We start from the raw sequence: 23,093 nt of genomic DNA, 5'->3' as shown, positions 1-23,093 counted from the left end.
GAAAATTGTTCAAATTTGCCGCGTGTTTTAGATGGTATGATGGAAGTGGCGGAAGGAGTGTATTTTTATGGCAAAAATTCTGATTGTTGACGATGAAAGAATGATTATTGAAGTGCTAGAGGCCTACCTGGAACGGGAAGGCTACTCCATTACGAAAGCCGATAACGGGGTAGACGCGCTGAAGAAGGCGCGGTCGGAAAACCCTGATATGATTATATTGGATTTGATGCTTCCGGACATTTCCGGAGAGGAAGTGTGCCGGCTTGTGAGGAAGGAGTCGGAGGTACCGATTTTGATGCTTACCGCGAAATCGGGTGAGGATGACAAAATTAACGGAATCGTGATGGGGGCGGACGATTATGTGACTAAACCGTTCTCACCGAGGGAGGTTGTCGTCCGTGTCCAGGCAATTTTGCGAAGGGCCAAAAAATCGGTTGAGAAGTCTGATAAACTTCAATTTAAAGGCGGCCTCACGATTGATACAGAGAAAAAGGAAGTGACCATGAACGGCGAATTGATTAGCCTGACTCCGATTGAGTACAAGCTTTTGACGAATATGGCCGAAAATCCTGGCCGGGTGTACAGCCGGATGGATTTGCTTGAGAAAATCCAGGATGAGGGCATGTTTTATGAAGGCTATGAGCGGAGCGTCGACACGCATATTAAGAATCTCCGCAAAAAAATCGAACTGGATTCAAGGCAGCCTCAGTTTGTTGTGACCGTGTTCGGAATGGGCTATAAATTCGGGGGCACTCCGCATGCTTAAGACGCTCAGGGCGAAACTGCTTTTTTACATCCTGTTTGTGTCGATGGTCGGGATTGTGCTCGTTAGTCTTTTTATCCAGTGGGGGTTCGATAAGAGCTTCAATAACTACCTTGAGCGAAACCGCGACCAGAAGATCGAGAGGGTTGTCAATCTTGTAAAAGCCGGGTATCAGCGTGAAGGGAAATTGGTAGATGACCAAACTCTGAGATTGATGAATGAATACGCGCTGACAGAGCAGCTTTATTTTCAGGTTTACGATGTTGCCGGCCATACGCGGCGGGATACATCTGCGATCAGGGCCGTAATGAACAATATGGGGATTGCCGTGCCGGAAAATACGGAAGGCTGGCTCTCCAAGTCATATCCGCTCATTGTCGCAGATAAGGCGGTTGGAGAGGTAGTCGCGATTTATCCACGGGGATTTATTAAGGATCAATCAACATTCCTGCAGACGATCCAGCTTTACATTTACGGAGCCGTCTGCCTGACGGTCATTATCGCGATTATCTTTTCGCTGTTTTTTTCAAAAACATTGACGTCCGGGCTGAAGAAGCTTCAGTTTGCCGCAAACCAGCTCCAAAACCATGACCTTGAAATCCGGATTCCGCTTAGGGGGCTGCCGGAAGAAGTGAAGCAGCTGGCGATTTCGTTCAATAATCTCGCCGAATCGCTTTCGAAAGAAGAGATGCTCCGAAAACAATTTACCGGTGACTTGGCGCACGAGCTAAGGACACCACTTGCGACATTAAGGAGCCAGATCGAGGCGTTCCAGGACGGCATCTGGGAGCCGACACCACAGCGGCTTGAAGCGAGCCATGAAGAATTGATGAGGCTTGTCCGGCTTGTGAATGAACTTGAGAAATTGCTCGCGGCGGAGAATCCGCAAATCCATTTGGAGATGGCAAGGCTTGAAGCGGGGGCTGTCCTATCCTTGCTTCGGGACATGTTCTCACCGTCTTTTTCGAATAAAGGTGTGGAACTTGATTGCAGCCTTCCTGAAAAGGAAGAATGGTTTTACGGCGACAGGGACAAGGTAATGCAAATCCTTTCAAACGTCATTAACAACGCGCTAAAATACACGCCTGAGGGAAAAAAGGTTTCCATTTCCGTGGCGGGTGAAAGTGAATACTCGGTCGGTTTCATTGTTGAGGATGAAGGGGCCGGGATTGCAGAGGATGACATCCCGCATATTTTCGAACGCTTTTACCGTGGTGACAAGTCTCGCGACCGGAAGACGGGCGGTGCAGGGATCGGGCTTTCGATCGTTAAGGCGCTCATGGATGCCCACAAAGGGAACATCCAGGTGAAAAGCCGGCTGAAAAAAGGCACAACGTTGACGCTGTGGTTTCCGCGGGAAGAGGAATGAGCACCCAAAGTGTTCCTAAAAAGAAACCGCTCCGTTAATCTATACGGGGCGGTCTTTTTTTTGTCGCTAGGAGCAGTCCTCGGCTGTTGGTTGGACATACTTCTATTGCTAGTAGGCATCATGAAGGGGTACTAGGCATTAAAAAGTGTGTATTAGGAATTAATAAGTGCTTTTTAGGTAAAATTCCAGCGCTGTTTGGTGGAATCAAGTGCCGGATGGGTTGAATATCTCGGCCATGTGGCCAAGTTCAATCGTTGTTTAATCTGATAGCTTCCCCAGGTGGACGATTTCCCCATCCTTCCGTCCGCCAAAGCAAAACCAGGCTCGATTGTTATCCACATGCCAATAATCCAAATTTTAAAAGGCTGCCCAAAGTGTCAGGTTCCAGCCACTTATCCCCATTCAGAACCTTACATGTCCACAATTCCACAGCCAAATACCAGTTATCCCCAGGAAATGCAAAAATACCACCCCATATCAAGTGGTGGTATCCACAATATCATAATTATCCACATGTGGATGAACGGGCTGAACTCGTCCAACCACAGTGAGAAGTGGCAAAACCCGGTCGCCGAAAGCCCCGGCCCCAATGCCGCTTTACACACTATATCTCTTCCAAACCTGAAGGAAATCAGCAGCCGCTTCATTTGGCTCAGCCAATACATCCAAGGTTGGGCCCGACTGCTTGATTTCGCCGTTAACCATAATTGCAAGCCTGCCCGTCAATAGTTTCACTTCCATAAGGTCGTGGCTGACGAACATCGCGGTGGTGCCAGACCCTGCGAAAATTTCACGGAAATCCTCCATTAGCTTGATTTTTGTAGGAAAATCGAGTGCGGAGAACGGCTCGTCCAAAAACAAAATTTCCGGCTCAATAATCATAGCCCGTGCAAGCGACACACGCTGTGCCTCGCCGCCAGACAAAAAGCGGGCATTTTTCCGGGCAAGGTGGCTGATTTGGAACCGGTCCATCCACATTTCGGCGCGCCGCCAAATTTCAGCCCGCGGAACTTTGCGTAGCTTCAGGCCGACTGCTATGTTTTGCATCACGGTCGTATCGAGCAGAAGGGGCTGCTGAAGCGCGATTGAAAATTTCCGGCGCAGATCAAGAGGCGCGCCGTTATCAGGAACGGCCTCGCCCTTGTACGAAATAGTACCTTCCGCTGGCGCTTCAAGGAAGGATGCAATTTTTAAAAATGTACTTTTTCCGGCGCCATTTGGCCCCATTACACCGAGAAACTCACCGCCTAGGATTGAAAAATCAGGGATGTCGAGGACTTTTCTTTTTCCAAAAAAATGCTTGATACCATGAAAGTGAAGGTATGGGTTCATAGCGGCCGCTTCCTTTGCTGGAGTGTTGTCAGGAAAAACGTGATCAGGAATGCCAGGGTCATCAAGATGAATGAAAGGGCGATGGCGACGTCGAAGTTCCCTTTCGAAACTTCCATGACGATGGATGTTGTTAGGATACGCGTGTCGCCCTTGATGTTTCCGCCGACCATCATCGCGGCGCCGACTTCGGCAATTACGCGGCCAAAACCGGCCATGACAGCGGCAAGGATGGCGATTTTTGCTTCTTTAAGCAGTAGCCAAAGCGATTGCGCTCTCGTCGCGCCAAGGGCTTTTATTTGTAAAAGTAGTTTCGGGTCAAGCGCCTGGAACGCCGATGCCGTCAGCCCGGTGACGATTGGCAGTGACACGAGGATCTGTGCCAGCACGATAGCGGTCGGCGTATAAAGGAGCGACAGGTCTCCAAGAGGTCCGGAACGCCAGAGCATAATTGTGATCGTCAGGCCCGCGACTACTGGCGGCAGCCCCATCCCGATGTTGATGAACACCATCAAGAGGCTACGCCCCGGAAACCGGGCGAGCCCGATGAGCATTCCAAACGGTATGCCGATAAGCGTGCTGACAAGGATTGACAGGAAGCATACCCGGAGTGTCAACAGCGTTATGTCGAAGATTTCCCTGTCTCCAGACAAGATCATCTCTATTGCTTTTAAAAATCCATCAACTATCAAATCCATCGCAGACAGGCCTTTCATGTATGGTAGAGGTGTTTATGGTCATTAGTTTAAGTGTCTAAATTTGCAGCCAATTTCCCAGCTAGTGGTTATTTTAGTCGGGCGTTCCTGTTTTAGGCTTGTTCCCTAAGTAGAAATCAACAGCCAAATGAATAGAGTGCCATTTTTCAAAAACGCCGATTCCTACGTTGTAATTCTATTAAACTATAAAACGATCAAGGACTAAATAGGGTTGCCCCCGTCCTTGGCGAAAACGGGGGCAGATAAAAGGGAACTCTATAGAAACAGGAAGGGAAAATCCTGTTTGCTACTGCTAGGATTCGCCCCGCGGACACTTAACCGGGAAGCAGTTTTTAGTAAGCGAATTAGTGGCCAACTACTCTGTATACTTGAAGAACAGCGACTGGCCGTATTCGTCTTTTCCAAACTCTTCGATCATATCCTGGGTTTTACTGTCGACCATGAACTCGACGAACTGCTCGCCGCCCTTGGCATTGACCTTCGTGTGTTTCTCAGGATTAACCTGCATGACGTGGTAGATGTTTTGCAGGTCAGGATCACCCTCTACGATAATTTGGAAATCTTGCAGATTTTTTTCCTGGGCAAGGTAGGTCGCCCGGTCAGTTAGGGTGTAACCCTGTTTTTCGGAGGCGATTTGAAGGGTCGGCCCCATTCCCTGGCCACTTTCAATATAATTGTCGCCTTCAGGTGTTGCGGAAATGGCTTTCCAGATGCCGAGTTCTTTTTTATGCGTACCTGAATCGTCGCCGCGGGATACGAAAACGGCTTTTGATTCAGTAAGCTTTTTGAATGCTTCCTTCGTTGGCAGGCCTTTGATTCCAGCCGGATCGCTAGTTGGGCCTACGACGATGAAGTCATTGTACATGATGCGCTTCCGGTTAACCGCATCACCGGCGTCAACTATGGCCTGCTCGGCTTCAGGGGCATGTACGAGCAGGACATCCGCTTCGCCTTTCGTGCCCATTTCAAGCGCCTGACCAGTACCGACCGCAATTGTTTTTACGTTTGCGTTATACTTTTCTTCAAATACAGGAATGAGCACATCGAGGAGCCCGCTGTCCTGGGTGCTCGTCGTAGTGGCAAGAATGACATCTTGAGGCGGTTCTGCCGCTTTTTCCTTATCAGCCGATTTCTTTTCTGCCGATGTTCCAGAGCTTGAGCAAGCGGATAACAGAAGGAGGAAAGCGATAATTAATATTGATAGATAGCGATTTTTAAACATTTAAAGTTGCCTCCGGTTGGGTAGTTTCGTAAATCATTTTCCCGAGCTCGCTTATGTCGTAGCCTTCGAGGTTTGAAAGGCTCGTTTTGAATTCTTCCGATTGTAAAAATGAAGCCAATTTCCTTAGTGTTTCCCGGTTTTCATCCGTCCAGCGGAACACAAGGTCGAACTGCTCCTTTGCGACGGGAATGAAGTCAAGGCCTAGATGGGATGCGGCTGAACGGATTCCGAATGCGGCATCCGCGGCGCCCCTGCTGATGTGGGAGGCCGTCGAAAGATGTGTCCATTCCTCATTCTCATAACCGTTGATGTCGGCCGGGGCAATCCCGTTCGCAAGAAGCTTCGAGTCGAGCAGAAACCGGGTTCCGGAGCCCTTTTGCCGGTTGATGAAACGGATATCCGTCCGGGCAAGGTCGCTGAATCCTCGTATGCCCTTTGGATTTCCCTTTGCGACGATAAAGCCCTGCTCCCTGGAAGCGAGCCGCATGACGCTGATTGTTTCATAGACGAACAGCTGGTGGATGAACGGCAAATTGTATTGCTGCGAGGCTGGATCCAATAGGTGCATCGCTGCTATGTCGGCCTGGCCTCGGTACAGCATCATCAGGCCTTCAAGGCTGCCGATATACGTTGGCTGAATTTGCAGTCCTTGGGCCGAGGCCGTCTCCTTGACGAGATGCTCGACGAGGAAATCGTGGCTTCCAGCTAGGCGTGCCTGGAATTGCTTGCTTGCCGCGGGCTGCTGAGGCTGTTCGGGGGCTGGCTTTCGGGCCGGCGCTTTCATGCTGCCCTTGTAGCGCTCAATTTCATCGTGCTCAATGCGCATTTTATTGCCGATTTTGAACGCTTGAAGCTCACCGCGTTTGATCATCTCGTAAACCGTGTGTTTGGAAATCTGGAAAATTCGGGCTACCTCATCAGGCGTATACGCTTTCAATTCCACGAAAGAGCCTCCTTTTTGTATTAAGATGGCATGTAATGTTTGTGCCGGAGCATTAAATAGGTATATGGCATTCATGATCCTAACATTTTAAAAGATTTGAATTAGTTTGGATGTGATGCTTTGCTCCAAAACTGTTTCAATAGTCTTGCCGCTTCTAAGAGGCGTTTCAAATTGTCTGATAGTTTCATAGTAAACGATTTCCAATGCTTGGGGAAGTGATTTTTGTTACGTTTTGTTAATTTTTATTTAGTTTAGTTAAGTTTTGTTTAGTCTTATTTGGTTTTTGGCAACAGAACAGAGGGAGGTTGGCCAAGATTTTGATATGCCAGTCACATAATCTCCATAAACGCCATCGATTGTTCAACCCCTCACAGATGAGTTTTACTGTACTATTGAAGAGAGTGAATTTTTTATATAAGGAAGGGATGTTCATGGCAAAGCTTCTTTACGTAACCGCGACACCAAAGACCGACAGTAAAATTTCTAAAGGAATGCAGCTTGGCGAGGCGTTTCTTGATGCCTTTAAGCAAGAGCAGCCTGATGTTGAAATAACACATATGCACCTTTACGATATGGATATCCCAATCATTGATATGGATATGTTGTATGCACGGGCGAAACTGAGCTTCATGGGGAAGAAGATGGAGGACCTAAGCGAAGGGGAGAGGAAGCAGATCACCGAGATGCACGCGCTCGCCGACCGTTTTATCGACAATGATTATTATGTGTTTGTATCCCCAATCTGGAACCTTGGCTCGCCGGCAATATTAAAAGCGTTCATGGATAACCTATTCATCGCCGGCAAGACGTTTGACCCAGACCCCGGCAACCGGCATGGGCTGCTTACTGGCAGAAAGGCTATCCACCTGCAGACGCGCGGCGGGATTTACTCCGAGGGGCCACTTAAGGATTTCAATTTTGGCGACCAGTACTTGACGACCGCACTTCGTTTCCTAGGGATGGAAGTCCTTCCGACAGTTTACGCGGAAGGTGTCGACCATTTTCCGAAAGAAGTTCCTGCCATCATGGCCGCGGCAAAAGAACGCGCAGCCGAAGCCGCACGTGAAATGGCAAGAGGGAATATGGCAACAGAATAAAGGTTAGAAACTTTGTGGTAAACTGGATACTAATTTGTGAGTAAGAGGCTTAAGAAGGATTTATCTTCTAAGCCTTTTGTTGTTTTTGGAGCTTACCATTAGAAGATTTGTCCTTTAGATTAGCTTCATTTATGTTTTTCCAGCCGTTAGGACTATTTCCCTCAAGCAAATTACGCTATTTCCTGGGAAATTTGTCGTTCCAGGGCAATTTTAATGTCGAGGACTTCATTTGGAAAAACCGAAACTATACTAGCCTTCCCCTCGACTATAGTGTCGTAACGAACAAAACATTAAAATTGGGGGTTAATGAACATGGCTATTCGCATTCAATTTACAAAAAGCTTTATTTTATTAGGATTGGTTCTGGCACTGGCACTATCAATGGTATTTGCATCGTTTGGGAAAAAGGCGGAGGCATCTGTTTCCTGGGGGCAAGAGGTAACAGAAGAGGCTAAACGCTATATTGGCTCACCCTACAAATGGGGCGGTACAGCAACAAAAGGCTTTGATGCTTCAGGCTACACTCAGTTCGTTTATAAAAAATCGGCCGCAAAAATCAGCCTCCCACGCACTTCAAAAGACCAATACAAAGCCGGAAAAACAATTGCCACAAAAAATCTTAAAGAAGGCGATCTTGTCTTCTTTAATACGAATGGCAAAGACGTATCTTCTGTAGGAATCTATCTTGGCAAAAATAAATTCATCACCGTTACACCTTCAAAAGGAGTCTCCATCCAATCATTGGATACAACGTATTGGAAAGACCGATACGTCGGAGCAAAGAGGTTCCTCGAGCAGTGATGGAAGGCGAATAAGAAGAGGACTGGGCGTTTCCGGTCCTTTTTCTCGTGTTTTATTAAGAACATATTTCTCTTCATATGTAACTCTTCAGTCTGTTCTTTAAAAAAACACTCGCCCAGGCACTGGACGGGTGTTCAGCTTTGAAATTAAAATTTACCTGTAAATTGAAAGAACAAGACGGCTACGCCCAAAGCCCACACGTAAATCGCGAATGGTTTCAGGGAGTGGTTTTTCAGGTAGCCAATCATCCACCGTACCGCGATATAGCCGAAAATGGCTGAAGAAATGATACCCACGATAAGCGCGGATAGGGAAATCGTTTCGGCGCCGCCTTCCATAAGATCGAAGGATTGCAGGACGACCGCTCCAACAATCGCCGGTGTCGATAGGAGAAACGAGAAATAGGCTGCCGTTTCCCGGTCAAGCTTTCGCCAAAGCGCGGCGACAATTGTAAAGCCCGAACGTGAAATTGCAGGCATAATTGCGGCTGCCTGGAAGACCCCTATAATAAAGGAATCTTTGTAGGAGATGTCCTCCATTTTTTTGTGGCCGTTTTTAATTGAATCGGCCATCCATAGAAACAGTCCGGTAATGAGGAATTCCCATCCAATCGTTGAGCCTGTTTTTGAAATTTCATCAATATAATCCTTCAACAAGAGGCCAACAACCACTGCGGGAATCGTTCCAACAACCAGCAGCCATGTGAGTTTGCCAAATGGATTACGGATGATTTTTAAAAATTCGTGCCTGTAAAAAACAAACACCGCCACGAGTGTCCCAACGTGGAGCATCGTGTCAAGCAGCAGCCCGGCTTCCTGCAAGCCAAACAAGTTACGGCCCAGATAGAGATGGCCAGTTGAGCTGATCGGCAAAAATTCGGTCAAACCCTGAATCAGCCCCAGAATAAATGCTTCAATTTTCGTTAACATCGCGTACCTCCAAATTTCCTGAATACCGTCCATGGGTGGAACGATGCAATACATAGGGCTTAAATTGGCGCACATTCCGGCCTGGGGAAAGCAACCTGTCCATTATATGTATGCGAACAATCAATCTTATAGCCCTGGGTGAATCCCTGTATTTCGGGGAAACTAAACAGAAATTTCCAGCACCATCATCTCATTTTAGTTGCCATTTTGGGTAGCCGTCAAGGAAAAATACACGTTACTGCACCTAATCATAGCTTGTTTGTAAAAGCTGTAATGCCAACAATACGGAAAGGCAACACGCAAGAACCTGAAGCTAATCACGCTTAGTTTGAGAAGGTGCTATTGGAGGAATAGGGTAGTGGATTTGATAGGTTGATGGCAAGGGCCAAATTTTACCTTGAACCGCTTTTATGTTGAGATTTCCTTCTGAAAAAAATATAATGAAGTATTGTAGCCTAACCGATTTTACTTGAGTTTCATTTGACATTTATTCCATTCTCGCTAGAGCTTTTGTGAAAAACTGCCACGCTTAAAAAGATGAATGCTTTTGGGACGAGCCCGGCGCCATCAGTAATTGCCAGCGGGCATATAGACGATTACCGCACACAAAAACCCCTTGCCGTTCCACACTGGAAGGGACGAAGGAGATCACCGCCAAAATGAAAAACACATCGAAAATTGACTATAATCTTGCACTTATCCTGCTGTTGCTATTCCTCGCAAGCTGTATCGCCATCTATAGCGCGCAAAGCTCCGGCCAGTACGAAGGAAATTTCCTCGTGAAGCAAATCCTCTGGTACGCAGTTGGCAGCGGCATCATTGCAGCCGTTATCTCGCTTGACTCCGACCAACTGAAAAAAATAACCTGGTATGCCTATGGCTTCGGGCTTTTCCTGCTTGTACTCCTTATTATTGCACCCGATTCGATCGCCCCCCGCATCAACGGAGCGAAATCGTGGTTTAAGGTTCCGGGAATCGGATCTCTCCAGCCTTCAGAATTTATAAAAGTGTTTATTATCCTTGCGTTATCGAAGCTCATTTGGGACCACCACCAGAAATATCCGGTCAAAACGATTGGAACTGACTTTATCCTTTTGGTAAAATTGGCCGCTGTGACATTTGTGCCGCTCGTGCTCGTCATGCAGCAGCCCGATCTAGGCACATCGCTCGTGTTCATCGCCATCCTGGTTGGAATGATTTTTATTGCAGGCATTACATGGAAACTGCTCGTCCCAATTTTTGCCGGGGGCCTGTCGCTTGCAGCGGCGATTTTATACTTTGTCCTCTGGAAGCCGGAGCTTCTTGAGAAATACCTCGGGGTCCAGCCCTACCAGTTCGGAAGGATTTATTCGTGGCTCGATCCGTACAATTACCAAAGCTCGACCGGGTTCCAGTTAACACGATCGTTGCTTGCAATTGGTTCGGGGCAAACGGAGGGGAAAGGCTTCGGGAAGCTGCAGGTCTACCTGCCGGAAAGCCATACGGATTTCATTTTCGCTGTCGTCGGTGAGCAATTTGGCTTCGTGGGCGCGAGCATTCTCATCTCACTGTTCTTTTTGCTGATTTACCACATTACCAAGGTAGGGATGGAAACGAAGAATAACTACTATACGTACCTGTGCGTCGGCGTTATTTCGATGATCACCTTCCATGTCTTCCAGAACATCGGTATGACCATCGGACTTTTGCCCATTACAGGCATTCCATTGCCATTTGTCTCATACGGAGGCAGCTCCCTCATGGGCAACATGCTCGCCATCGCACTCATCTTCTCCATCCGCTATCACTATAAAAAATACATGTTCTCAACCAAAGAATAGGTGGCCCGTTTCCCGGCCACCCTTTTGGTCGAAGTGCACAATTCGACTCCAAACTATCGGTGCTTGGCATCCTGGCGGACAAAATGTCCCGGTTGCCTGGCACCATTTTTATTGGATAACACCGCTTTCGACGATGGAGACACTGGGCATTATGTTCACTTTGAGGTTTCTGTAGTCTGTTTGTTTCCACTTTTTATAGCTGAAGCCGCGGGTTTTTGATTTAACGAAGTGCCCGAAGCCGAATGGGTCTACGTCTTTTTTCTGAAATTGTTTTACTAGTTTCCCGGAGTAAGATCGTATTTGGTTTTCCAAGGCGCGCTCAACTTCATTAATGATTTTTTGGTCAAGGTGATGCCCTGTATACTGAGGAAGGAACCCTTTCACCTTAATGTGCACATCGATTTCATAAGGATTGCGGCGGACCAGCTTCTTCTTAAATTTTGTTCTTATACTTTCAACCATGGCCTTATTTTTACCAAGAACTACCCTTTGGCTCGCCTCCCCATAATCCCCGGTCATTATCTTGAAAAAGAACATGTCATTTCGGGGAACTTTATCAACAACCTTTCCATCTTTAAAAAGGGCAATCCCGTTAAGCTGGACGGCTTTGTCGTCCTTTTTTTTGATAAGGGGAAGGTACGCGGTTTTTCCTGTTTGATAATAATCAGACATAAACAGGTGCATATTTGTTTTTGGCAAGTCTCTTGTCTTGATATTATGTTCCAGCATATCAGCAATAAAGGAGGCGTTTCCCTGCTTTCCGAAATCTCCTTCAAGTATTTCCTGGGCCTTTCCATCAACGACTGCCAAATAAGTTTTTGTTCCGACGCCAGGGTCGCGTTGAAGGGAGTCAAGGACTTGATAAATTCCTTCTTTTGCAAAATCCATCCCAAAAAGAACTATCTCCACAGAACCCGTTACAACCGGATCGGGAGACATCTGCTGAAAGCTGTTAAAAAGATCCCTCGTTGGCGAAGCTGAGGTAGTCAGGGTGTTATTTTCTACTGTTTGGTCAGGCAAAAAGAACGGAATCAAAGCGGTCCCGATTACCTTATCCCCTTCACCCTTATCAAAGCCGATGCCTGTGACAAGCCGGACATCGTCAATAATTTCCGTTTGTACGCATCCACCCAAAAGAAGCAAGGAGCAGAGCACAATCTGGAGGTAATACCACCTATTTTTTTTCATTGCCTTTCACCTTCCTAGCGATAAGAACTGCAATAAAAAGGAGGGGTAAATAACCGAAACCTAGAACGAACCCCGCTCTTCCTAAGAAAGTAGTTAACGCAGCCTCCTGTTCCCGGGATTGAATAAGGGTTATACAGATAAGGGCTACTACTGCAAGAAAATAAACGCTGTATTTTTGTTTTATATTGTAAGTGCGTTTTAGGATTCGTGAGGCGGCCCATAAGCCAAGGCAAACAATCGGAAGGACGTTTAGTGCCCAGGTCGCAATTCCGATATATTCAAACCGCTCGATAAAAGGCATTTCCACAATTTTAAACATTGAGAGCGTTGCCCAAATTGTCCGTTGCAGTTGGCCTTCCGAATAATAGCCAAATGAAATGACGGCGATGAAAACATATTGAATCGTTGTAAACAAGATCCCACGCTGCGCCCACTTATGCGAGGACTGGGGATTTTTAATAAAAGGATACAAAACAAGCAGACTTTCCCAGCCTAGATAGGTGAATGACATGTACAACGCCGCTAGCCCTAAATCCTTAAATGAATGGTTGAAAATAGGCAGCAAATCCGAGTAGTCGGAATAAGGAATCGTGTACAAAAACACGAACAACAAGTAAAAGGTGAAAAAAACCCCGAAAAAAACGATCCCAGTAATCGTCCTGAACCCGCCTTGAATGACGTAAATGACCAGCAGGAGAAATGCAAGCCCAAACCAGAATGTACTAAGGCCGGGGAACATCCAAACCTGGACAATTTGGATGAAGCTCCTAAGCGGTATAATGGCAGTTAATGTGAAATAAAGTATCAACGGAAGGCTGATTAATTTTCCTAGCAACTTGCCAAAAGTAAACTCATGAATGGAGACAATATCCCCGCCAGCAATTCCCGCCATTTTATAAACCATCCAAACTAAAGGATGGATTGCAAGACCGGCGATTAATACCGCAATCCATGCATCATAGCCGGCATGCTTGGCGATGATACGCTGGAAGCCGAGGACCCCAACACCGAATTGCATTCCGTGAATGATGAAGAAAACGAGAAATGGGGAAACTTTAACCTTATCCGGAACCATCTCAGACATTCCATCCACCCCTTTTTAGTCGTCAATGTCTTTCATTTCCTTTAGCTTCCTCATATTTTTCGGATTGAATCGGAATGGATTTTTCGTACGCAAAAACATCGGCCTGGTACTAACGGCTGAGAACGGGAATCGGATGAGAACATCCTTGTTATCGGCCAGCCGAGGCGGATATAAGGGGTGAAGAAACGGCCTGTTCATGGAAGTTAACCTAATTAAATGCGTTAGTAAAATGCAAAAGCAGAAGACAATGCCCAGCAATCCCCATAGCGCAGCAAACAGCAAAAATGGAAAGCGCAGCAACCGAATCGTATTCCCCATTTTGTAAACGGGAGTAGTAAATGAGGCTAGCCCTGCGAGTGCCACAAAAATGAGCAGGACGTTGCTCGTCAGACCGGCTTCGACCGAGGCTGTCCCAATGACGATACCTCCTACAATACCGATTGTTTGGCCAACCTTTGTCGGAAGACGGGCACCGGCCTCTCGGAGCAGTTCAATTGTCAATTCAAGGAAGAGTGCCTCAAGGATTGGAGGAAACGGGATCACTCTCCTCGAACTGACAAGTGTAGTAAGCAGATCCTTTGGGATCAGTTCGTAATGATACGTAAGGACCGCCACATATACGGGAGTGATTAGTACCGAAAACGCGATTGAAAAAAAACGGATGAGTCTGATAAAGGAAGATAACACCCAATTTAGGAAATAATCGTCAAACGAACTAAAAAACTCGCTCAGCGTTGTGGGCCCAATTAACGCATGCGGTGATCCATCGACTAGAACCGCGACTTTTCCTTCCGCAAGAATGGCAGCCACCCGATCTGGCCGCTCCGTATCGAGCAGCTGTGGGAAAGGGGAATTCCTATTATCGGAAATCAGCTGCACGATGTAGGAACTGTCGATAACCGCATCAAAATCGATTGCCTTTATCCGATCCGTAATTGTTTTTACATTGTCCGGGTCGGTAATGCCCTTGATATGAAAAACCGCAACCTTCGTTTTCGTCAGCGAGCCGACCGTGATCTCTTCAGATACGAGTTCCTTAATTGGAAGACGCTTCCTAATCAAGTTTGTATTTACCACAATCGACTCCACAAACGCTTCCTTTGGCCCGATGACGCTGAATTCGACCTCGGGCGGAGAGATAGCGCGGACATTGGCCTCCTTCGTTTCAAAAATGGCGAACTTCCCCGGGTCTGTCCCTACAGTCAAAAGAAGATAGCCCCTTAGCACCTTTTCCTCGAGCTTATCCGGTTTGTCTAAAATCTCTATTCCAGTAATAGGCACCAATGCCGTCACATCATCGATAAATTCGAAGTGCCGTTCCAACAGGTAGGGAAGAATATCCCTTTGGACAATTTTTTCATCCACTAGAGTAGAAAAAAATGATAAATGGAACTTAACTCCCGTCTTCCGATTCGAATATTCCTGCTGTACAAAATCATTCGACTGCAAAATAATCTCCGGAAGCGGCACTTCCACTCCAGTCTTCCGCCCCATCGCTTACACCTCCACAAAATCAACACAGATAGCATCCCCAAAAAAACCACAAATATGAAAAATAGGGAAAGTTTCAAAAAGGTGCAAGCACCATAATAGAGCAAATACGTCCAAGTGGGTTTAGGCACCTATACAAAAAAAAGCACCCGCATAAGCAGGTGCAAAAGGTTATATAGGGGAGATAGAGCTGTCATGCAAGGGAGCCTATACGCATGTTCCGCTGAAATTATTCCGCGAAAATCTTTTCAATATCGTCTAGCATCAGGTTTGCAGCAATAACACCGCCGGCTGTGTTCCAGATTGTGTCGCTGACTTTATGGACATTGCCCTTCTTGGAAACTTCCAGATTTTTGAACAGAGGGTCTTCAATCCATTGCTTTTCAACCTGGGACGCCTTGCCGTCGCCTTCTTCATATGTGAAGTAGAAGAGGATGTCGCCATCCATCGCCGGAATGCGCTCCTTTGTTACGTTCTTTTCGGCAAAATCGTCCACGTCCTGGCTTTCCGGACGGGCAAAGCCGAGTTCCTCAAGAATTACACCGGAGAATGTGTCCTTATGGTAAATCCGGACATCGCCAGCCATGAAACGGACCATTGAAACCTTCATGCTAAGCTTTTCGCCAAGCTTGCCTTTCAAGTCTTCGATGCGCTTGCCATAATCGGCAAGTACTTCTTTACCTTTTTCTTCTTTATTGACAGCTTTCGCATATAACTCGAAGTTTTGTTTCCAGTCGCCCCGCAGCGTTTCGGCAAATACTGTAGGAGCAATTGCGTTCAGTTGTTCATAAATTTCTTCCTGGCGCATTTTGTTGCCGATAATCAAATCCGGCTTCAGAGCCGCAACTGCTTCAACATTGACCTGGCTCTCAACGCCAACAACCTTTGCATCCTTCATGTCATCCTTGATGTGGTCGTACCAAGGGTCGCCTGTCCACGATTGAACAGCGCCAACCGGTTTAATGCCCAGGGCAAGCAATGCTTCAGTACCTTCGTTTGTTAAAATAACGACGCGCTCGGGAGTATTTTTAAGCGTGGTGGTACCCATTGCGTGTTCAATTGTATAGCTTTGATCTTCCTCAGTCTTGGATTTATCCTTGTCTGCCGAGTTGTCCTTTTCATTTCCTCCGCAAGCAGCCAATAATAGCACCGCGAAAATCGCCATCAGTGAGAATATGCTTTTCATCTTTCTCATGTTTGTCGTGCCTCCTGATAAATGTTAATGATAATCATTTTCAATTCCACCATCATCATAAAATGATAAAATGAACATGTCAATGATTTAATTGAAAATAATTCTCAAGTAATTGGCGGAAATGTGAACAGGCAAAAACCTGAAAAGAAGAGGAACTACCTGAGCGGTAACGAAGGTGCAAGTAAGCCCAGGCATACAAAAAGCGTCCAGATGGTCCTGGCACACAAGTCCTATCAGCAGTTTGACAAATCGGTGAAAAGAGGGAAAACCAACTGAAAATGATTCTCAGAATCATTGACACTCTCTCCGAGCCGCTTTAGACTAGATATATAACTAGTCAATCATGTAAAAGTGGGAAAGGTTTTCACTATTATGGTTTTCCTAAAGAATACAGGTTTAAAGTGGATAGGCCTTTTCGGGGCCATCTTATTGATGCTTGCCCTGATGGTGGCTAGCATTGTGTTTGGCTATACGGACACAACAATTAAAATGGCCATCGAAACATTCACCAACTTTAACGGATCGAATGAACATTTAATTATAGAATCGGTCCGCCTGCCACGCGCGTTCATCGCCGCAGCTGTCGGAGCGAGCCTTGCTGTGTCGGGGGTCCTCCTCCAGACATTGACAAAAAACCCGCTCGCATCGCCAGATATTTTCGGCGTAAATGCGGGTGCCGGGATGATGGTGGTTATCGCTGTCACGCTCCTTAAAGTGGACAGCATCCAGGCTTTCACATGGCTCTCGTTTTTCGGGGCAGCTGCTGCAGCAATCGGCGTTTACGCAGTCGGATCATTTGGCCGCGAAGGGCTTACCCCAATGAAACTGACTCTTGCTGGCGCCGCGCTTTCTGCGATGTTCGCCAGTTTTACCCAAGGCTTGCTCGTCCTGAATGAAGCGGCCCTTGAGCAGGTGCTATTCTGGCTCGCGGGGTCCGTCGCCGGACGGGAGCTGGATAACCTCGTTGCCGTACTTCCTTACCTGGCAATTGGCTGGATTGGGTCGCTGCTCATCGCTTCGAAAATGAATGTCCTGTCAATGGGCGAGGACGTGGCGAAAGGCCTTGGGCTAAACACCGCCTTTGTTAAAATTGGCATCGGGATCCTTGTCATCCTTCTCGCCGGCGGGGCAGTCGCGGTAGCCGGCCCTATTGGGTTTATCGGTATCGTCATCCCGCATGTAACCCGTTCGATTGTCGGCATCGATCACCGCTGGGTCATCCCGTATGCGGCGCTCCTTGGAGCCATGCTTTTATTGGCAGCGGATATCGCCTCCCGTTACCTGCTTATGCCACAGGAAGTACCGGTCGGCGTCACAACAGCGATCATCGGCACCCCATTTTTCATTTATATTGCGAGAAGGGGGTTTAACAGCCGATGAGCCAATTCAAAAGCACTCGATTTTTAAAAGGAAGGATTTCCTTCCTTCTCGATAAAAAAGCACTGTTTGTCTTTTTTGGGCTAGCCCTAGCCGCCTTTGCCCTTTTTGTAGGGAGTACGGCGATGGGGGAAATGAAAATTAGCCCTCTCACCGTCCTCCAAGTATTTTTTGGCGGCGGAACCGAAATGGATCAGTTGATCGTTAAATCGTTCCGGCTTCCGCGCATTATTATCGCGCTTACGGTCGGCATGGGGCTTGCCGTGGCTGGAGGCATCCTGCAGGGGATGATCCGCAACCCGCTCGCATCGCCTGATATCCTGGGCATTACTGGCGGCGCATCGGTCGCGGTCGTCGGCTTTCTCGCCATATTTAGTGACAGAAGCAACGCTCTGACCGTCAGCATCGCCTGGCTTCCGGTCGCCGCATTTATAGGCGCAGCGGTTGCCGCATTCCTTGTTTACATTCTTGCCTGGAAAAATGGAGTTTCGCCAATTCGCCTTGTCCTGATTGGGATTGGGCTAATGGCCTTAATGAAAGCTTTAACTACGATGATGATGATCCTAGGACCGATTTTTCAGGCAAGCCAGGCGAATATTTGGATAACAGGAACTGTCTATGGCTCAACGTGGGCGAACGTTTCAATCGCCTTGCCGGCCACAATCATATTAATAGTACTAGCTATCATTGCTGCCAGGAACTTGAACATTCAGGAGCTTGGGGATGATGTCGCTACGGGGCTGGGTTCACGTGTACAAAAACAACGCTTTGCCCTGCTCGCAATTTCGACTGGATTAATCGGAACGTCCGTTGCATTCGCGGGCGGCATCGGCTTCGTTGGCCTCATGGCTCCGCACATGGCGCGCAGGCTCGTCGGTTCTTCCTTCGGGGCGCTGCTACCGGTTTCAGCCATACTGGGTGGAATCCTCGTCATGGCCGCGGACCTTATAGGAAGGACCATGTTCTCGCCGCTCGAAGTACCAGCCGGCGTATTCACCGCAGGCATCGGAGCGCCCTACTTCATCTATCTACTTTTTAAAACAAGGAACCAATAAAAGTAAGGCTGAATAATTGGAGAGAAGAAATTCTAAATAAAGCAACTTGGTCATATTAAAAACAAACCGATTTTGCGAAAGATAAAAACGTTCTCGGATGATATAGACATCGTATAAGCCATTTGAACAAAACGTGATAACGTGTAAAGGAGCTGTCTGAAATGACGCAAGCGATTGAAACGAAAGAACTGTCCCTTTCCTACGGAGATACATTGATCATCGAAGAACTTGACCTGAAAATTCCCAAAGGTGAAATAACGGTTTTTATCGGAGGGAATGGCTGCGGGAAATCGACCCTTCTTCGCTCAATTGCGCGCCTGCTGAAACCAAAGTCAGGCACAGTCCTGCTTGAGGGAAAGGCCATTTCAAAGCTATCGACAAGGGAAGTCGCCAAAAATATGGCCATCCTCCCGCAGACGCCTGTTGCTCCTGAAGGGCTGACTGTCCTCCAGCTTGTAAAACAGGGACGGTATCCGTATCAATCTTGGCTAAGGCAATGGTCCGAAGAAGACGAACAAAAGGTGAACGATGCGCTGAAGGCGACCGGCCTTGAGGAACTAAAGGACCGTCCTGTCGATTCTTTGTCCGGCGGGCAGAGGCAGCGCGCCTGGATTGCGATGACATTGGCGCAGGATACCGATATCCTGCTTCTTGATGAGCCAACAACTTACCTGGACATGACCCATCAAATTGAAATTCTTGATTTGCTTTACGAATTGAATGAGCGTGAAAACCGGACAATCGTCATGGTCCTCCACGACCTCAACCTCGCCTGCCGGTACGCACATAACATTGTCGCCATCAAGAACAAACAAATATATGCGCAAGGCCGTCCAGAAGTCGTCATCAACTGCTCACTCGTCAAAAATGTTTTCGGTATGGAATGCGAGGTCACAATGGACCCGCTCTTCGGCACCCCGCTCTGTATCCCATATGGGAAAGGCCGCTGTATTCTAAAAAGTGCCGTTGCTGTTAATGGCTAAGAAATTTTAAAGCTCGAACAGCAGTGGCCAGCCAGTCTTTCGGTCGTTTAAAAGACAATTTAAAGTCCGAACAGCGGTGGTCAGGGGGTCTTTCGGTCACTAAAAGAAGATTTCTAACATCTCCTGGCATCCCAACAACGGTGCCAGGCCCCTTGATGTTTGCTCATACTTTTTAGAGAAGGGGGTTGTGTGGATTTGGAGTTCAAAGTAGGTAAATTGACGGATATAGAGAAGGAAGTTTTGAAGGATTTCCGTTTTTCGGATGAGCCAATGGAAGGGATGATTTCCGTTAAAGCGATGCTGGATCCAGCTGAAATGCATTCGTTGATCGAGCGGCTTAAGGATACATTCCAAACGGACTCCGATAAAGTTGCCGCTTCAGTTTTTATGAAACGGTATGCGTTTCTAGCTGTCGTCGCCCTTTACACAATAACGGCCTGGAACAAAAAACTTGATATACGTCCGGAAAACATTTATTTCGAACCGCCTTCAGCTGAACCGAAATGGCTTCCGAAGTTTTTCTTGGAAAACAAGCAAACAGAGGAATTTACCAAAGCAGACCGCCAAACCCTCTTACGAGAAGGGGTTTCCGAGCTGTTCGCCGGCCACATCAACCCGATCATCGAAAGGCTTGCCAAAACGACCGGCCTTTCAAAATTGATTCTGTGGGAAAACACGGCTATCTATCTCATGTGGCTGTATGAATCAAAACTTGAAAATGTGCCAAATGCCGACTACGACCTGGACTTTCTTTTCAAAAAAGCGGAAGGGTCCCTGTTCGGGAAGTATAACCGTAATCCAATCAGTAAATTTTACTATGAAAAAACATACGTGGATGACCTGGACGAAATGGTCCGAATCCGCCAAACATGCTGTTTTTCCAATTTGACTGGCGAAAAGGCAAAGCGGTGTAAAACGTGCCCGTGCCGGAAGCTTGAAATGGAGGGCAAATGCTCAAATGGACCAGAAAACGTTTGCGATGCAGTTCGAAGCCTTACTTGAAAAATACGCTGAACTCCTTGTCGGCACCTCAGACAAGGACATTACCGAGAAAGTGAAGATGTATGCCCTCTACACCCACATCGCTAAGACCATGCCAGCCCTCGCCAAGCATTGGAACGCACTTTATCCGGATGCGAAGGATGGAATGAAGGAACTTATGGCCGAAATCAAACGCCTAAACGAGGAGCATCGTAACACGAAGCCACACCCTTAACCTGTAGGGAGTGGCTTTTTTGGGAGAAAATTGGTATACACCTATGTGCTAAAATAGTAAAATTAGGTAATTGGATTGCAGGGGTGCTGCCGATGAAGGCCGAAAAAAGAACAATAAACCAAATCAGCTACACTTTCATTAACAATGGAGGAGCGGCAGTCCGCTTCATGTTTTCAGGCGCAGGCTATACGTACGAAAAACCGCTGCTTTACTATTCCACCATGGCCATGCTCGAGAATGGGTACGATGTGGTCCATATCCACTATTCCTATGAGTACGGGCCTTTGTTCAAGCGCTCTCTTTCGGAAATAAACGATACTCTCTGTAGCGATATCCATCCCGTACTAACTGAAGTTCTTGAGGAAAAGCAGTACGATTCGATTATCTTTTTGGGAAAATCTCTCGGAACAATTCCAATCATTCATGAGTTTATCAGGAACAACCGCTATGAAAATGCGAAAATGGTGCTGTTGACGCCGCTCCTGAGATACGACCAAATTACAGAAACTTTAAGGGATTGCCGCCACCAGGCATTCATCGCCATTGGCGAGAACGATCACCATTTTAGCGAAAGCAAAGTCGCTGACATCGAAACCAATCCGATGGTCACGGTCATAACGATTCCGAAATCCGACCACTCCCTTGAAATCGTACCGTGTAACACAAGGCAGTCTCTTTCCGTGATGGAACACGTCATAGAAACTCTGGCTAATTTTATTCGCAATTCAAGTGAAGCCCGCTAAAAAGGAGCAAAACATGAGATTATTTTTAATTGCCGTATTGATGAGTTTTGTCGGCGGGGCTTTGTTGCTGCTTGGCCCAATAGGTGGCATCATCGCGTTTGGTATTATATCAGCCCTTTTGATTGAACTGCTGATCATTTTAAAGGATGTCGACCTCCGGCTATCAAGGCTGATACCAAAGCGTGATAAAGTAAAGGAATTTGTCGAGGAAGTCCTCCTGAAAAGGGATGACGTTGATTTAAAGTAGTTGAGGGTTATTGTTATTAGCGCGAATATTTCTCGGCAAATTTGAAAAAGCCCCCTTTTCGGAGGCTCTATTTTTGGGGAAAAAGATCCCGGTCATGTCATCCGGGCATCCCTTTCCCTATTGTACATTCCCGCCATAAGGGAGCTGATCACGATAGCCGGAGAACTGCCGGGACTTCTTCTGCAGCGATTGCGCCTGGGCCGGTTCAACCTTGTACCAGCCTTCCTGGAACATCACATTATACAAATGGCGTTGCAGATTTTGCGTCTCGTTGTACATTTCGAGTACATCCTTATACAAGCCCATATGGCTCGCCTCGTTCAAAAATACATCATAGCCGTGGGTCATGTATTTTTCGGTCGCCAGCAAATCGTTGATAAAATCCCGGTCGTTCATGGATGGGTTTTTCTCAACTTTCGTCGGTTGGTTTGAAATCGAATTGTTGGTCATCGTCCGTTCCTCCTACTGCTGCATATACTGCTGCGGATTTTGGTTCTCGTGTGCGCTTAAATGGCCAAGGATTTTCTCATAATGGCGCTGGTGCATCTGGCCAACCCGCTCGGCCTCAGCCCGCATCGCTTCAATCTGGCAATGCTGCGCGTAAAAATGAGCCTTCTTTGCCGCAAGCAAATTCCACGTCAGCATATCCGTCAAATACAGCTCATCTTTCCCCGATAACACATTTGGCGGCTGCTGCATAACCCCTTGCTGATTCTGCATACCTTGATTTTGCTGCTGTTGCATAGTCAAAACCTCCTGAACATAATAATCCCGCATCCGTTAACATCCCCAAACATGGGAGGAATATGCAGTGACGCAAGGCGGTTTCTCTATAAAAAACACAGAGAGGCAAGCCCATTCTCTGTGCAAAAAAACAATTTCTAACAGTCAACCGGAGCTTGTTCTTTGAACTTTAACAGACACTTCCGGCAAATACAGACCTTGTGCAAAAACTCAATTGGGATTAATTCAAGAATACCGTGGGAATTCTTCATGCGTGCACCAGCAAGCTTCGGTATTCCCCGACATGCACCCGTTTTCATCCCCGCAAAGCGGGCAAATATTCCCGGCCATCGCCAGCCCCTCCATATCGCTTTTTCTCTATTTTAAGCTTTTTTTTCGGAGAGTCCACCGCAAAATAAAGAAGGCACCCATGACGGGCGCCTCAAATTTAATCCTTTTTAAATTGATTGTTCTGGCTGTTCACCTTATTCTTCCGATGCCGAATATTATGCGGACCCGCATTCCCTTTCACACTCGCCGCACTCACACCAGCCTCAGAAGGATTCTTCTTCAACCTCGCCATCAACATCACCCCTTACCTTAACATTCCCAGCTTACTCATAAATAAAGTGGAAAATTAGGGCTGGCATGGACCATCCAGGGACAAAGAAACCGAGATGGCGCTTGCATATATAACCAAAAAAAATTCCGGCACGAGGCCGGTAAAAAAGATATTCTCTTTAGTACAGGGTGGAAGTATGGAAAGTGGGGTAACTTTCCATACTTCCATCCTATCCATCCA

At 47.1% G+C, this 23,093-nt stretch carries 25 protein-coding genes; 12 read left to right on the top strand and 13 right to left on the bottom strand.

From position 1 onward, the window contains the following. Positions 1–67: 67 nt before the first annotated feature. Positions 68–766 carry a response regulator transcription factor gene (locus RB160_RS07195; RefSeq protein ID WP_316569547.1) on the top strand — a complete coding sequence of 233 codons (699 nt, stop codon included), beginning with the start codon at positions 68–70 and terminating at the stop codon, positions 764–766. Then, positions 759–2,132 (top strand): HAMP domain-containing sensor histidine kinase, encoded by a 1,374-nt coding sequence (locus RB160_RS07190; RefSeq protein ID WP_316569546.1) that lies wholly within the window; start codon positions 759–761, stop codon positions 2,130–2,132. Before RB160_RS07195 ends, RB160_RS07190 begins: the two co-directional genes overlap by 8 nt. A gap of 597 nt (positions 2,133–2,729) precedes the next feature. Here the strand turns inward: RB160_RS07190 and RB160_RS07185 are convergent. The 4 genes from RB160_RS07185 to RB160_RS07170 all read right to left on the bottom strand — a co-directional run bounded on the left by RB160_RS07185 (position 2,730) and on the right by RB160_RS07170 (position 6,342). Continuing rightward, on the bottom strand, positions 2,730–3,464 hold the full coding sequence (locus RB160_RS07185) for an ABC transporter ATP-binding protein (RefSeq protein ID WP_316569545.1): 735 nt from the start codon (positions 3,462–3,464) through the stop codon (positions 2,730–2,732). Further along, positions 3,461–4,159, bottom strand: coding sequence for an ABC transporter permease (locus RB160_RS07180; protein ID WP_316569544.1), 699 nt, complete (start codon positions 4,157–4,159; stop codon positions 3,461–3,463). The genes RB160_RS07185 and RB160_RS07180 overlap by 4 nt, the downstream gene beginning before the upstream one ends. Before the next feature lie 373 nt (positions 4,160–4,532). Further along, positions 4,533–5,399 carry an ABC transporter substrate-binding protein gene (locus RB160_RS07175; RefSeq protein ID WP_316569543.1) on the bottom strand — a complete coding sequence of 289 codons (867 nt, stop codon included), beginning with the start codon at positions 5,397–5,399 and terminating at the stop codon, positions 4,533–4,535. After that, entirely contained in the window at positions 5,392–6,342 is a 951-nt protein-coding gene (locus tag RB160_RS07170) for a substrate-binding domain-containing protein (RefSeq protein WP_316569542.1), read from the bottom strand. Before RB160_RS07170 ends, RB160_RS07175 begins: the two co-directional genes overlap by 8 nt. A gap of 431 nt (positions 6,343–6,773) precedes the next feature. Here RB160_RS07170 and RB160_RS07165 point away from each other — a divergent pair, with 431 nt between their 5' ends. Together RB160_RS07165 and RB160_RS07160 are read left to right on the top strand one after the other, a co-directional pair. Further along, positions 6,774–7,439 (top strand): FMN-dependent NADH-azoreductase, encoded by a 666-nt coding sequence (locus RB160_RS07165; protein ID WP_316569541.1) that lies wholly within the window; start codon positions 6,774–6,776, stop codon positions 7,437–7,439. A gap of 312 nt (positions 7,440–7,751) precedes the next feature. Beyond that, on the top strand, positions 7,752–8,240 hold the full coding sequence (locus RB160_RS07160; RefSeq protein ID WP_316569540.1) for a C40 family peptidase: 489 nt from the start codon (positions 7,752–7,754) through the stop codon (positions 8,238–8,240). 146 nt (positions 8,241–8,386) lie between these two features. Here the strand turns inward: RB160_RS07160 and RB160_RS07155 are convergent, their stop codons facing one another. Beyond that, complete coding sequence (locus RB160_RS07155) at positions 8,387–9,169, bottom strand: undecaprenyl-diphosphate phosphatase (protein ID WP_316569539.1); 783 nt, start codon at positions 9,167–9,169, stop codon at positions 8,387–8,389. 659 nt (positions 9,170–9,828) lie between these two features. Between RB160_RS07155 and RB160_RS07150 the strand changes: the two genes are divergently transcribed. Further along, a complete protein-coding gene (locus RB160_RS07150) occupies positions 9,829–10,989 on the top strand; it encodes an FtsW/RodA/SpoVE family cell cycle protein (protein ID WP_316569538.1) in 1,161 nt (386 codons plus the stop codon). Between the two features lie 108 nt (positions 10,990–11,097). On the opposite strand, the gene RB160_RS07145 is transcribed toward RB160_RS07150, so the two are convergent. The 4 genes from RB160_RS07145 to RB160_RS07130 form a co-directional block, all read right to left on the bottom strand. Next, positions 11,098–12,177 (bottom strand): Ger(x)C family spore germination protein, encoded by a 1,080-nt coding sequence (locus tag RB160_RS07145; RefSeq protein WP_316569537.1) that lies wholly within the window; start codon positions 12,175–12,177, stop codon positions 11,098–11,100. After that, the gene (locus tag RB160_RS07140) at positions 12,164–13,261 is read right to left on the bottom strand and encodes a GerAB/ArcD/ProY family transporter (RefSeq protein ID WP_316569536.1); all 1,098 of its coding nucleotides are present in this window, start codon (positions 13,259–13,261) and stop codon (positions 12,164–12,166) included. Before RB160_RS07140 ends, RB160_RS07145 begins: the two co-directional genes overlap by 14 nt. Positions 13,262–13,276: 15 nt before the next feature. Continuing rightward, positions 13,277–14,755, bottom strand: a complete 1,479-nt coding sequence (locus RB160_RS07135) for a spore germination protein (RefSeq protein ID WP_316569535.1) — start codon at positions 14,753–14,755, stop codon at positions 13,277–13,279. 226 nt (positions 14,756–14,981) lie between these two features. Further along, the gene (locus RB160_RS07130; protein ID WP_316569534.1) at positions 14,982–15,947 is read right to left on the bottom strand and encodes an ABC transporter substrate-binding protein; all 966 of its coding nucleotides are present in this window, start codon (positions 15,945–15,947) and stop codon (positions 14,982–14,984) included. 372 nt (positions 15,948–16,319) lie between these two features. Here RB160_RS07130 and RB160_RS07125 point away from each other — a divergent pair, with 372 nt between their 5' ends. The 7 genes from RB160_RS07125 to RB160_RS07095 all read left to right on the top strand — a co-directional run bounded on the left by RB160_RS07125 (position 16,320) and on the right by RB160_RS07095 (position 21,568). Next, positions 16,320–17,327: a FecCD family ABC transporter permease gene (locus RB160_RS07125; RefSeq protein ID WP_316569533.1), complete on the top strand. Its 1,008-nt coding sequence runs from the start codon at positions 16,320–16,322 to the stop codon at positions 17,325–17,327. Further along, positions 17,324–18,379: a FecCD family ABC transporter permease gene (locus RB160_RS07120; protein WP_316569532.1), complete on the top strand. Its 1,056-nt coding sequence runs from the start codon at positions 17,324–17,326 to the stop codon at positions 18,377–18,379. Before RB160_RS07125 ends, RB160_RS07120 begins: the two co-directional genes overlap by 4 nt. A 161-nt stretch (positions 18,380–18,540) precedes the next feature. Beyond that, a complete protein-coding gene (locus RB160_RS07115; RefSeq protein WP_316569531.1) occupies positions 18,541–19,362 on the top strand; it encodes an ABC transporter ATP-binding protein in 822 nt (273 codons plus the stop codon). 195 nt (positions 19,363–19,557) lie between these two features. Continuing rightward, positions 19,558–20,364, top strand: coding sequence for an IucA/IucC family C-terminal-domain containing protein (locus RB160_RS07110; RefSeq protein WP_316569530.1), 807 nt, complete (start codon positions 19,558–19,560; stop codon positions 20,362–20,364). Further along, positions 20,321–20,578 carry a YusU family protein gene (locus tag RB160_RS07105; protein WP_316569529.1) on the top strand — a complete coding sequence of 86 codons (258 nt, stop codon included), beginning with the start codon at positions 20,321–20,323 and terminating at the stop codon, positions 20,576–20,578. Before RB160_RS07110 ends, RB160_RS07105 begins: the two co-directional genes overlap by 44 nt. A 92-nt stretch (positions 20,579–20,670) precedes the next feature. After that, a complete protein-coding gene (locus RB160_RS07100) occupies positions 20,671–21,321 on the top strand; it encodes an alpha/beta family hydrolase (RefSeq protein ID WP_316569528.1) in 651 nt (216 codons plus the stop codon). Positions 21,322–21,334: 13 nt separating this feature from the next. Next, positions 21,335–21,568, top strand: a complete 234-nt coding sequence (locus RB160_RS07095; protein ID WP_316569527.1) for a hypothetical protein — start codon at positions 21,335–21,337, stop codon at positions 21,566–21,568. Positions 21,569–21,685: 117 nt separating this feature from the next. Here RB160_RS07095 and RB160_RS07090 read toward each other — a convergent pair whose 3' ends face one another. The 4 genes from RB160_RS07090 to RB160_RS07075 all read right to left on the bottom strand — a co-directional run bounded on the left by RB160_RS07090 (position 21,686) and on the right by RB160_RS07075 (position 22,874). After that, positions 21,686–22,018: a spore coat protein gene (locus RB160_RS07090; protein ID WP_316569526.1), complete on the bottom strand. Its 333-nt coding sequence runs from the start codon at positions 22,016–22,018 to the stop codon at positions 21,686–21,688. Positions 22,019–22,030: 12 nt separating this feature from the next. Further along, on the bottom strand, positions 22,031–22,312 hold the full coding sequence (locus RB160_RS07085) for a hypothetical protein (protein WP_316569525.1): 282 nt from the start codon (positions 22,310–22,312) through the stop codon (positions 22,031–22,033). Between the two features lie 225 nt (positions 22,313–22,537). After that, entirely contained in the window at positions 22,538–22,642 is a 105-nt protein-coding gene (locus RB160_RS24005; protein WP_396954670.1) for a cysteine-rich CWC family protein, read from the bottom strand. A gap of 97 nt (positions 22,643–22,739) precedes the next feature. Continuing rightward, entirely contained in the window at positions 22,740–22,874 is a 135-nt protein-coding gene (locus RB160_RS07075) for a YuzL family protein (RefSeq protein WP_082306974.1), read from the bottom strand. Positions 22,875–23,093: the final 219 nt, after the last annotated feature.

It is taken from the genome of Neobacillus sp. YIM B06451, assembly GCF_032667185.1.
GTDB lineage: Bacteria > Bacillota > Bacilli > Bacillales > Cytobacillaceae > Bacillus_D.
The sequence above is the reverse complement of the archived record's forward strand: the minus strand, read 5'-3'. Positions and strand labels throughout refer to the sequence as shown.

What these genes read in the sequence shown, in the direction of transcription:
- RB160_RS07195 (WP_316569547.1), top strand. Translation starts at nt 68, where the DNA reads ATGGCAAAAATTCTGATTGTTGACGATGAAAGAATGATTATTGAAGTG.
- RB160_RS07190 (WP_316569546.1), top strand. Translation starts at nt 759, where the DNA reads ATGCTTAAGACGCTCAGGGCGAAACTGCTTTTTTACATCCTGTTTGTG.
- RB160_RS07185 (WP_316569545.1), bottom strand. Translation starts at nt 3,464, where the DNA reads ATGAACCCATACCTTCACTTTCATGGTATCAAGCATTTTTTTGGAAAA.
- RB160_RS07180 (WP_316569544.1), bottom strand. Translation starts at nt 4,159, where the DNA reads ATGGATTTGATAGTTGATGGATTTTTAAAAGCAATAGAGATGATCTTG.
- RB160_RS07175 (WP_316569543.1), bottom strand. Translation starts at nt 5,399, where the DNA reads ATGTTTAAAAATCGCTATCTATCAATATTAATTATCGCTTTCCTCCTT.
- RB160_RS07165 (WP_316569541.1), top strand. Translation starts at nt 6,774, where the DNA reads ATGGCAAAGCTTCTTTACGTAACCGCGACACCAAAGACCGACAGTAAA.
- RB160_RS07160 (WP_316569540.1), top strand. Translation starts at nt 7,752, where the DNA reads ATGGCTATTCGCATTCAATTTACAAAAAGCTTTATTTTATTAGGATTG.
- RB160_RS07155 (WP_316569539.1), bottom strand. Translation starts at nt 9,169, where the DNA reads ATGTTAACGAAAATTGAAGCATTTATTCTGGGGCTGATTCAGGGTTTG.
- RB160_RS07150 (WP_316569538.1), top strand. Translation starts at nt 9,829, where the DNA reads ATGAAAAACACATCGAAAATTGACTATAATCTTGCACTTATCCTGCTG.
- RB160_RS07145 (WP_316569537.1), bottom strand. Translation starts at nt 12,177, where the DNA reads ATGAAAAAAAATAGGTGGTATTACCTCCAGATTGTGCTCTGCTCCTTG.
- RB160_RS07140 (WP_316569536.1), bottom strand. Translation starts at nt 13,261, where the DNA reads ATGTCTGAGATGGTTCCGGATAAGGTTAAAGTTTCCCCATTTCTCGTT.
- RB160_RS07135 (WP_316569535.1), bottom strand. Translation starts at nt 14,755, where the DNA reads ATGGGGCGGAAGACTGGAGTGGAAGTGCCGCTTCCGGAGATTATTTTG.
- RB160_RS07130 (WP_316569534.1), bottom strand. Translation starts at nt 15,947, where the DNA reads ATGAGAAAGATGAAAAGCATATTCTCACTGATGGCGATTTTCGCGGTG.
- RB160_RS07125 (WP_316569533.1), top strand. Translation starts at nt 16,320, where the DNA reads ATGGTTTTCCTAAAGAATACAGGTTTAAAGTGGATAGGCCTTTTCGGG.
- RB160_RS07120 (WP_316569532.1), top strand. Translation starts at nt 17,324, where the DNA reads ATGAGCCAATTCAAAAGCACTCGATTTTTAAAAGGAAGGATTTCCTTC.
- RB160_RS07115 (WP_316569531.1), top strand. Translation starts at nt 18,541, where the DNA reads ATGACGCAAGCGATTGAAACGAAAGAACTGTCCCTTTCCTACGGAGAT.
- RB160_RS07105 (WP_316569529.1), top strand. Translation starts at nt 20,321, where the DNA reads ATGGACCAGAAAACGTTTGCGATGCAGTTCGAAGCCTTACTTGAAAAA.
- RB160_RS07100 (WP_316569528.1), top strand. Translation starts at nt 20,671, where the DNA reads ATGAAGGCCGAAAAAAGAACAATAAACCAAATCAGCTACACTTTCATT.
- RB160_RS07095 (WP_316569527.1), top strand. Translation starts at nt 21,335, where the DNA reads ATGAGATTATTTTTAATTGCCGTATTGATGAGTTTTGTCGGCGGGGCT.
- RB160_RS07090 (WP_316569526.1), bottom strand. Translation starts at nt 22,018, where the DNA reads ATGACCAACAATTCGATTTCAAACCAACCGACGAAAGTTGAGAAAAAC.
- RB160_RS07085 (WP_316569525.1), bottom strand. Translation starts at nt 22,312, where the DNA reads ATGCAACAGCAGCAAAATCAAGGTATGCAGAATCAGCAAGGGGTTATG.
- RB160_RS24005 (WP_396954670.1), bottom strand. Translation starts at nt 22,642, where the DNA reads ATGGCCGGGAATATTTGCCCGCTTTGCGGGGATGAAAACGGGTGCATG.
- RB160_RS07075 (WP_082306974.1), bottom strand. Translation starts at nt 22,874, where the DNA reads ATGGCGAGGTTGAAGAAGAATCCTTCTGAGGCTGGTGTGAGTGCGGCG.